The sequence below is a fragment of the Bradyrhizobium sp. NAS96.2 genome, from assembly GCF_001908235.1.
GTDB lineage: Bacteria > Pseudomonadota > Alphaproteobacteria > Rhizobiales > Xanthobacteraceae > Bradyrhizobium.
This window is the reverse complement of sequence record NZ_LGHK01000212.1, coordinates 1-9106: the sequence shown is the minus strand read 5'-3', so window position 1 is coordinate 9106 and position 9106 is coordinate 1. Positions and strand designations below refer to the sequence as shown.

Below are 9106 nucleotides of genomic sequence, written 5' to 3'. Positions count from 1 at the left end.
GAGCGTCAATGATCCCCTGACTCGGTCGCCTCGTCTCATCTTGATTGACGCGCCGCTCTCATCCTGATTGTCGCGCTATAAGTGCTCGTACCGACTCCCACAAACCTGTGGTCTCAAAACGACCCTCACTGTCAAGTTGCCGACATGTCGGAGCTTCGAAGCGTAGGACATCTCACGAGTCATCAGATTGATCTCATTGTCCGGACGTGACTTTCGCGTTTGGCATACCTCCTGCAGGTTATGCGCAAATGCTCTCCACCTAGACTGAGGAGAAGTCATCTCATGACAGGCGCGCCGAACATTGGTCCCGGCCCCGGAAATAGTGCTTCCCGAGAACATTGTACGGAAACGAACAGCGATACCCATCTCGCCCTCTTCGTACGCGATGGAAATTCAATTCCCTTCCCAGATTTCCCTGAGCATCTCGATGTTCCAGGAGAGCTCGAAATCATGCTGTGGAAGGAATATGGGAGAGCTGAAATGTGAATGGCGTCTGCTGCACACGTTCACTCGCCGTGTCGGAAGAACGTTGAGGACATAGCCCTGATGGGGTTAGGGTCAGGCCGCCGCTTTCCTTTGCCACTGCCGTGCGCGAGATAGCGCTGGTTGGCGCCGCGGACGCTGTTACCCCAACGCCGGTCACACCGGCTGAAGCCCTGCTTGCTATCGCAAGCCGTTACGTTGCAGAGCCCACTTGTAAGGCCGCGGCCTGTCGTGCCGATGCAATCGCATTGCTAGACGCGCAGACAACCTCAGCGGTGCCACGAATGCGCTGAGGCCAGATTGATGCCAGGGTAGTCGAGGGCCGGACGCGGCAAATAGCTCGGCCTATCGTGATTGGTAACCCTATCCAAGTCGCAGATCTTCGGCGGAGACCTTACCCGAACGGCCGCTCTTTGGTTCATAGCTGATGCGAGCGCCCTCTGGGAGGCCGTCATGGCCGGCTTTCTCAACAGCACTAATGTGCACGAAGACGTCCGGTCCCCCATCATCGGGTTTGATAAAGCCATATCCCTTGGTCGGATTGAACCACTTCACGGTACCCATCGCCACTGCAGTATCTCCAGTTAGAAGCCTGCCTATCTAGCCGAGGTGTGAGGCCGATATCAAGATGCGTGCTGAGAGGCTTTTCGTTTTTGTCCTCCCCGACCTGATCCGAGCGGGGAGTCTAGAAGATCGAGCATAGTGGCTCGGTGCACTTCGCTTTAGCTTTTAGCGTTTAAGGCGTCGATCATCGGCCGCTCGCGGATCGCGACTATCTCGGTCCATGCGTTTCGTCGAACCTGCAATCGTCGCGACGTAGACGGCTGCGAATGATCTTAAAGTGCGTCGCGCATCCAACATGTCCCGATCATGCTTCCTGATGTGCGTCGCGGCGCTACAGTCCAGCACGTTTCGTACACTGGGACGTTTCTTGATGACGCTGTTCAAAATGCAAACGCGATGAGTGTGGGCTATGATTATCGAATCGTCGCCCAAAATGCCCACAGTAACCGGAGCGGAGTTCAGTCGGCCATTCCCGGTTGACCCCGCCCCCATGCCAGAGAATCCACGGGCCAAAAACGGCTCGCACTCGGGCGAGAGCAAGTTGGAACGGTGGGCGAGTTTTTCATCGGAAATCAGTGCACTCTGGAAGTCATCGGCAGTGCGTAGGCGCTTTGGGCCGCACTTTTCGATGAAGCTGGTCCGATCGCCGCATCCGGGATTGCTTACACTCGTCAGCTTTTCGACAGCTGCCTCCTATAGAGCCTCCTATAGAGACTGAGTCTCGCTCTCGCCCCGAGCCGCTGCCGCCTGTGTTCCGCAAATGAGGGGCATAAGTCCGCAAGCTGACCTGACCTCTACCGTGAATAGGAGTGCATGATGGATCCAGTCGACCCATTCAATGCAGGAGCTTGGGCGCGGCAATACGCCGCCATGCAGCAAGGGCAACGGGCGGGACAACGGCCGCATGGCCGGCAAAGCAGCTTTGAGCAGCAGATCGAGAGGTTGCAACTCAATTCACCCGATGAAAGTTCCGCAAGCTCGAATTCACCTGACGAGAGTCCTGAGGCGCGCTCTGGACAGATCCGCCACGCCGAACTCGGCGGTTCGATGCGGTTGCCGTCATGTTCGCGGCTGAGGGACGATTCGTTCAACAGCGTGCGGCACAGCGTAGATATCTCCCATGAGCGCCGCGGCGGGGCGACCCAGCTATCGCCGCAGTCCAATTTGCAGGAAGATCTTTTCAGCAGCGCGCGCTACGCCTTACCAGGGGTACAGCCGGCGATCGAGCCCAAGAACAGCAAACGACGTGGACTATGGTCGCGCATCAAGTCAGGCGTTGGCAAAGCGTTCGGGGGAAACAGCAGCGGAAAGCCGTCCAGCTCCGAGGCGCATCAAGAGTTCTCTTCGATCACGTTTCGCGCCGACCCTGCCAAGCAGCCGGCGCGAACGCGAGGGGTTCGCGACGAGGACGAGGCGATCATTCAGGAGTTCGCGGCGAGCGCAACTGGCAACTTGAGCGATGGCACCCTGAGAAATGCCGTGGCCGATCTGCGCGCTTTAAGCGCCCTCCTGAGCGAGAACCGGCGGCCATCAATTGCAGCCCGAATTGACAACCCCGCGTTGACGTCTGGGCTGGATATCGATGCAGAAAGGTATGCGCCGATCAAAAAACGCGGCAGTCGCATGAAGGCGGCGCTGAACAAGCTCCGGGAGGCCCGCGCGGGAAGGGTGCTGTCAGCCGATATCCGCCGCCTGAATCCTTATCCCGCAGACGGGACTCTCATCGACATGTGGGCTGCAGCGGAAAAGGCGACACACAGGATCGAGCCGAGCACTATCGAGAGACAGGCTCGGCGCCTTTCCAGGCTGAGTGATTGGCTGCAAACCCAAAACAGAGGGGCCATGGCTGGTCGTCTCTTCACCAATGGGTTTGCCGGGGACGTTGAGGCGTACAAGCGTGAAACCCAGGAGACGAAACTCGACCCTGATTTGCGGAGGCTTGGCCAATACCAACAAATGGTCGACGCGAACCGAGGGTTGGGGTTGCCTCCTCCTGACGCGCATTCTGCCGGTCAGGTAGGTGAACAGCCGTACGAGGCGCCGCACCCGCTGCCCGCAACGCCGGCCACCCCGAGTGAGGGAGCTTGGGATTTGTTTCGGGAGGCGATCCATGGGCCCTCTCGATCATCGAGCGTACCTTACGACGGAACGCAGCCAACCTTGTTGAGGGAGCCGAGCCGACAACCCGGACCCTCATCATCCGCGCCGTACCGTGGTCCGCAGTTCAGCGCGTTTTACGACCTTCCAGCAACGCCGGCCACCCCGAGCGAGGGAGCTTGGGATTTGTTTCGGGAGGCGATCCATGGGCCCTCTCGATCATCGAGCGTACCTTACGACGGGACGCAGCCGACCTTGTTGAGGGAGCCGAGCCGAGAACCCGGACCCTCATCATCCACGCCGTACCGTAGCCCGCAGTTCAGCTCGTTTTACGACCTTCCACCAATGCCGGCCACCCCGAGCGAGGGAGCTTGGGATTTGTTGAGGGGAACGGTGGGAGGACCCGCTTCATCATCATCTGCCAGGCATCCGTCGTCAGACATCTACGGCGATGTTGAGCCGTTGGTTAATCTGAATCCGCCGACGCCTCATGATTTGCACGACGAAGGTCACTCGATGCCGGCATCGGGCATTGCCGGACCACCGTCGTTCGTTGGTCCATCAGGGGCCTCTCAAGAACTGCGGGATATCGGGACTATCGTTGGGGACGGCTGGGAGCACCGCTCGCAACCGGCCTCAGACGTCCTGATTGACGTACTCGGCAATATCAATCTGCTGCCGAACCAGTTCGGGCCAAGCCAGTTTGCGATCAACGGTGAGCGCTACTCGACCACTCTCGGACCGGGAGGGCGCCGGGACGTTCGTCTTATCCATCATCCCCGCGCCAGGCAGGCACATGAGGCAGCCGGGCCGTCGCAGCAGCCCCATCACCCGCCGCAGGCAAGTGACGCTGGCGCAACACACGAAGGGGCAGTGGATCTTGGATATCTCATCCGCGGAGGGTGGGAGCACCGCGAACGCTTCCTTCCGCCTCACCTCGTCCGCGCACTGGAGGGCCAGCACCTGATGCCGGACGCCGAGAGCCCGACGTATTTCAACATCCGCGGCGTGCCTTACAGGGGCGAATTGGACGAAACGGGCGGTCGTCGACGTGTTCGCATTTACCCAGAACGTAGTTGAAGAAGCTCCTACGCCAATCTTCAAACGGTCCGCTCGATTTGAACGGAAGACGAAACCTGTTCCCGTAAAGGGATCATGCTGGTTGCTCGCGCACGCGCCAGTGCGGCGAGAGCCGATGAAATCGAAATTTCATTCCGATATCAAAGTGATTGCCCGCTGTCAAACGCCATCCGGAACTGCCCCCTTTGCGTCATGAAGAACTGCCCCCCATCGGGTTATGATCTTGGTTGAAGGTTGCTTCCGCCGGTGACGGGACGGAGGGAGGCGGAGCCGACCGGAGGGTCGTCACCGGCGGGCGGCGGCTTGATGAGGCCGCTCTTCCGTTTGGCGCGGAGCCGGTAGCTGTCGCCGCGGATAGTCAACACGTAGCTGTGGTGCAGGAGCCGGTCGAGGATCGCGGTGGCGACCACCGGATCAGCGAACACGGTGCCCCACTCGGCAACGCTGCGATTCGACGTGATCAGCATGGCACCAGTTTCGTAGCGTCGGCTGACCAGTTGGAAGAACAGATGGGCCGCGTCGGGTTCCAGCGGCAGATAGCCGAGCTCGTCGACGATCAGTAGCTTTGGCTTCGACAGCGCGAGTAGTTTCTCGTCCAGGCGCCGATCGCCATGCGCCTTGGCAAGGCCAGCGACCAGCGTCGTCGCCGTGGTGAACTGCACCGTATACCCGGCCAGGATTGCCTCTCGCCCGAGCGCGATCGACAAGTGCGTCTTACCGACGCCCGGCGGGCCGAGCAGCAGCACGTTCTCTCCGTTGGCGATCCAACGTGACGCGGCCAGGTCGCGGATCTGCTTCGGATCGATCGACGGCTGCGCCTCGAAGTCGAAGCCCGCAAGCTCCTTCACGGCCGGGAAGTGTGCAAGCTTCAGCGCCATGTCGATGCGGCGATGATCCTTGCGCGCAATCTCACGCTCGCACAGCAGGATCAGCGTCTCACGCGCCGACAGGTTTGCGCGCGCCGCCTCGTCGAGCAAGCTATCGAGCTGATCGCGGATACCGGAGAGCTGCAATCGCGCCAGCATGGCATCAAGGGGATCAGTCGGTACTTCGGTTGCCTTCTTTGCGCGCGTCATCAGAAGCTTCCCCCGATCACGGCTTCATATTCGGCAAGAGGACGCAACAAGGAAGGCGGTGGAGACGACCCCGGCACCGCCGCCGCAATCTCCGGCCGGCGGATCGCACCATTGCGCCCGGCAACACCATCGAGATGGGCGGGATCGACGATCCGCAGCCGGCGCCCTTCCGATTGCTTGTGGACCGCCACCTGGTGCAATCCATGGCGGATCCGCACCTCGCCGGCCGCGACCGTTACCGCCACGCGCTCACCAATTAGGCGCCACGGCACCGAGTAACTGTTCGTGTCGATCTCGATGGCGCAATCGTTGCCGACGACCCGGGTTAGTTCGCGCAATGATCCGAACGAGGGCTGCCCGCCGAGCGGTTTCAACCGGTGTGCCTCGTCGCGTATGAAGCGAACCATCGGCGCCTCGCCGGTCGTGCCGTGGATACGCACGTTCGCCACCTCACGCTCCCACTTGGCGAGATGCGCCTCGAATGCCTCCCAACTTACGAAGGAATGCCCCGCGATCGCGTTCTTCTTCACGTAGCCGACGCCATTCTCCGTCTTGCCCTTCGTGCGTGCCCGATATGGCGCGCAGGCGCGTGGACGGAAGCCCCAATGCTTCGCAAACGCGATGAGTTTGTCGTTGAACTGAACCGACCGGCTCACCGCGTCGTGACGCACGACGAGCGCGCGTGGATTGTCCATCAGCACTTCCTCCGGCACGCCGCCGAAGGTCGTAAATGCGCTCTCGAGCCCGGCGAACCAGTGCTCTTGCTTCTCCGCCCGGAACGCACGCACATGCAGCCGTCGCGAATGCCCGAGCGTTGCCACGAACATGAATGCTTTGACCTTCACCCTGCCGATCTCGACCAGACGCTCCCCGAAGTCGATCTGCAGCTGTCGGCCAGGGGGCGTCTCGAACCTCGTCGTCGCCAGCGCCTCCGCCTTCAGCGCCTGGCGATAGGGCTGCACGGCGCGTTGCAGCGTTCGTCGGCTCACCTCCACGCCTTTCTCGGCCAACAGATCCTGGCGAACCACGTCAGCATTGCCGCGATGCCGAATGAACCTCTCGCGCAGCCAACCCTCAAGGCCGTCGAGCCGCTTCGGCCGCTCAGGCGACTTAAACGGCTTCACCCCGCCCGCCGCCACGTAGTCCTTCACCGTGTGATGGCTGCAGCCAAGCTGGCGCCCAATCCGCTTCAGACCCCACCCGCACGCCCTCAGGCGCAACATCTCCGCCACGTCATCCGGCGTCTTCATCACCTGCCCCCGTGGATCACTCCACGGCGAGCCTCTAGTGATTCGTTCCTCGTTCATTCGCTCTCTCCTCAGCTATCCGAGGAGGGGGCAATTCCTCATGACGCCGAGGGGGCAGTTTTCCATGGCGCGCGACACCCGCAAACCACATCTGCACCAATTTGGGCGGTCCTTCGGCGTCCGGCTTGACCCCTGGATCATCGGCAACGGTCCCCCACTGCACTCGCTGGAAATCCTTCCCGTTTCGTTGATCGCGTTCGCCGCGCGGCCGAAACGGACGTAGACGCTGAGCAGACGGTCGAAATTCTCGTCCTTCCATTCTGCATAGTGTTTGCGCGGAGGATCCCCAGCGTCAGGAAAATTTCGGATGACCTTAAGGCGAGATTGTTTGTGCGCACGCGCCCACTAGCCGCCCATGCCGAGCACAGCCAGCGCGAGGAGACCCCACCAAGTGGGCCAAATGCCGCCCACGGTCCAGGAGCCAGGCGACTACGAGCAGCCAAGCCGACTGTAAGCGCGAAATGCCAGCAGAGCCAAACCGGCTTGGATGACGAAACGACGGAAACCCTTGGCTCCCAGCGAGGCAACCGTGCCGAAGAAGCCAATGAAGTAGGGAGCTACGTTGGAGTTAAAATCTCCATCGGATTCATATTCTCGCGAAATCGTCGCGCTTGTTCGAGGCGTTCGGCTGCATATCGATCACGAGAATATCCGGCGCCGTGCTCGAGCACCACCGCGACAGCCTCTGTGGCGATGTCGCCCACCTGCTTCCGGAAGCGCATTAGCGGCTTGTTGGTGTCCTAGTCGGCACGCACCCCGCACAACATAAGTAGATGGCGCCGTGTTCGACGCGCGAACTTCGTACGATACGGACAAAGTTGCGCGCCATATGCGCATAACGAAGAAATAGATTGCAGTTGCGCTTCAGGGTTGATTTCGCATACGCGCCACTCTTCGCTGTTGTACTTTTCCAGCCGCTGTCGTGACCGGCTAAAGACCCCCGTCTGCTGCGAGCACGTAGGAGATGGTCGGCGCACACTCATGCCGCGCCTCCGTCGCAGCTTAGGCCACATGGTCCGGGGCTCTGTTGAGGCAACGACCGCTAACGCAACTCCCAGATCGGGTGGCGAACTATCCAATTTTTTTCTGCTACGGATACTTGCTCCCGAAAAACCCTTGTCCTATTTCAATTCTGTCTGTGGCACTCATCGGCATCGAGTGCTAACAGCTCAGAATTATCGAACCATGCAAACACTTAGGAGGGCTGTATGAATTTCCGTCCACTTCATGACCGCGTCGTCGTCAAACGCATTGACGCAGACGAGAAGACTGCTGGCGGCATCATCATTCCAGACACCGCCAAGGAAAAACCCTCGCAGGGCGAAATCATCGCCGTTGGCCCGGGCGGTCGCGACGAGGCTGGCAAACTGATCCCGATCGACGTCAAGGTCGGCGACCGCGTCCTGTTCGGCAAATGGTCAGGGACCGAGGTCAAGATCGACGGCCAGGAGCTGTTGATCATGAAGGAGAGTGACATCATGGGCGTTCTGACCGACGTGTCGTCCAGCAGGAAGGCTGCCTAAACAACCCGCTCGCACCGCTCACCTGAGGAGCGCCTGTGGGGCGTCCCTCCAAAGGTGAGAAGACATCAAACTCAGGGAACTCATCATGTCAGCCAAAGAAGTCAAATTCTCCGTCGAGGCGCGCGACCGTATGCTGCGCGGCGTCGACATCCTCGCCAATGCGGTGAAGGTCACCCTCGGACCGAAGGGCCGCAACGTCGTGCTCGAGAAGTCGTTCGGCGCTCCCCGCATCACCAAGGACGGCGTCACCGTCGCCAAGGAGATCGAGCTCGAGGACAAGTTCGAGAACATGGGCGCCCAGATGGTGCGCGAAGTCGCCTCCAAGTCCGCTGACGCGGCCGGCGACGGCACCACCACCGCGACCGTGCTGGCCGCAGCGATCGTGAAGGAAGGCGCCAAGTCGGTCGCCGCCGGCATGAACCCGATGGACCTGAAGCGCGGTATCGACCTCGCGGTCGAAGCCGTCGTTGCGGACCTCCAGAAGAACTCGAAGAAGGTCACCTCGAACGAGGAGATCGCCCAGGTCGGTACCATTTCGGCCAACGGGGATGCCGAGATCGGCAAGTTCCTCTCCGACGCCATGAAGAAGGTCGGCAACGAGGGCGTGATCACGGTCGAGGAAGCCAAGTCGCTCGAGACCGAACTCGACGTCGTCGAGGGCATGCAGTTCGACCGCGGCTACATCTCCCCCTACTTCGTCACCAACGCCGACAAGATGCGCGTTGAGATGGACGATGCCTACATCCTGATCAACGAGAAGAAGCTCTCCTCGCTGAACGAGCTGCTGCCGCTGCTCGAGGCCGTGGTGCAGACCGGCAAGCCGCTGGTCATCGTCGCCGAAGACGTCGAAGGCGAAGCCCTCGCCACCCTCGTCGTCAACCGCCTGCGTGGCGGCCTGAAGGTCGCGGCCGTCAAGGCTCCGGGCTTCGGCGATCGCCGCAAGGCCATGCTGCAGGACATCGCGATCCTGACCGGC

8 protein-coding genes are annotated in these 9106 nt (G+C 60.8%); 5 read left to right on the top strand and 3 right to left on the bottom strand.

Features of this window, described 5'->3' with window-relative positions:
* Positions 1–282 precede the first annotated feature (282 nt).
* Entirely contained in the window at positions 283–486 is a 204-nt protein-coding gene (locus AC628_RS43400) for a hypothetical protein (RefSeq protein ID WP_143201964.1), read from the top strand.
* Positions 487–846: 360 nt separating this feature from the next.
* Here the strand turns inward: AC628_RS43400 and AC628_RS34740 are convergent, their stop codons facing one another.
* Positions 847–1053, bottom strand: a complete 207-nt coding sequence (locus AC628_RS34740) for a cold-shock protein (RefSeq protein ID WP_074131210.1) — start codon at positions 1051–1053, stop codon at positions 847–849.
* 810 nt (positions 1054–1863) lie between these two features.
* Between AC628_RS34740 and AC628_RS44465 the strand changes: the two genes are divergently transcribed.
* Complete coding sequence (locus tag AC628_RS44465; protein ID WP_074131211.1) at positions 1864–4224, top strand: hypothetical protein; 2361 nt, start codon at positions 1864–1866, stop codon at positions 4222–4224.
* Between the two features lie 215 nt (positions 4225–4439).
* Here AC628_RS44465 and istB read toward each other — a convergent pair whose 3' ends face one another.
* The gene (gene istB, locus AC628_RS34730; protein ID WP_074131209.1) at positions 4440–5300 is read right to left on the bottom strand and encodes an IS21-like element helper ATPase IstB; all 861 of its coding nucleotides are present in this window, start codon (positions 5298–5300) and stop codon (positions 4440–4442) included.
* On the bottom strand, positions 5300–6607 hold the full coding sequence (gene istA / locus AC628_RS34725) for an IS21 family transposase (RefSeq protein WP_074131208.1): 1308 nt from the start codon (positions 6605–6607) through the stop codon (positions 5300–5302). The genes istB and istA overlap by 1 nt, the downstream gene beginning before the upstream one ends.
* A 64-nt stretch (positions 6608–6671) precedes the next feature.
* Here istA and AC628_RS44460 point away from each other — a divergent pair, with 64 nt between their 5' ends.
* From AC628_RS44460 to groEL, 3 genes are all read left to right on the top strand, one after another.
* Positions 6672–6830: a hypothetical protein gene (locus AC628_RS44460; RefSeq protein ID WP_168193515.1), complete on the top strand. Its 159-nt coding sequence runs from the start codon at positions 6672–6674 to the stop codon at positions 6828–6830.
* Between the two features lie 985 nt (positions 6831–7815).
* Positions 7816–8130, top strand: a complete 315-nt coding sequence (gene groES / locus AC628_RS34720) for a co-chaperone GroES (protein WP_074131207.1) — start codon at positions 7816–7818, stop codon at positions 8128–8130.
* An 85-nt stretch (positions 8131–8215) separates the two neighbouring features.
* Positions 8216–9106, top strand: an 891-nt coding sequence (gene groEL, locus AC628_RS34715) for a chaperonin GroEL (RefSeq protein WP_143201962.1), incomplete at its 3' end; no start/stop codon positions are given.

What these genes read in the sequence shown, in the direction of transcription:
- AC628_RS43400 (WP_143201964.1), top strand. Translation starts at nt 283, where the DNA reads ATGACAGGCGCGCCGAACATTGGTCCCGGCCCCGGAAATAGTGCTTCC.
- istB (WP_074131209.1), bottom strand. Translation starts at nt 5,300, where the DNA reads ATGACGCGCGCAAAGAAGGCAACCGAAGTACCGACTGATCCCCTTGAT.
- groES (WP_074131207.1), top strand. Translation starts at nt 7,816, where the DNA reads ATGAATTTCCGTCCACTTCATGACCGCGTCGTCGTCAAACGCATTGAC.
- istA (WP_074131208.1), bottom strand. Translation starts at nt 6,607, where the DNA reads ATGAACGAGGAACGAATCACTAGAGGCTCGCCGTGGAGTGATCCACGG.
- AC628_RS44460 (WP_168193515.1), top strand. Translation starts at nt 6,672, where the DNA reads ATGGCGCGCGACACCCGCAAACCACATCTGCACCAATTTGGGCGGTCC.
- AC628_RS44465 (WP_074131211.1), top strand. Translation starts at nt 1,864, where the DNA reads ATGGATCCAGTCGACCCATTCAATGCAGGAGCTTGGGCGCGGCAATAC.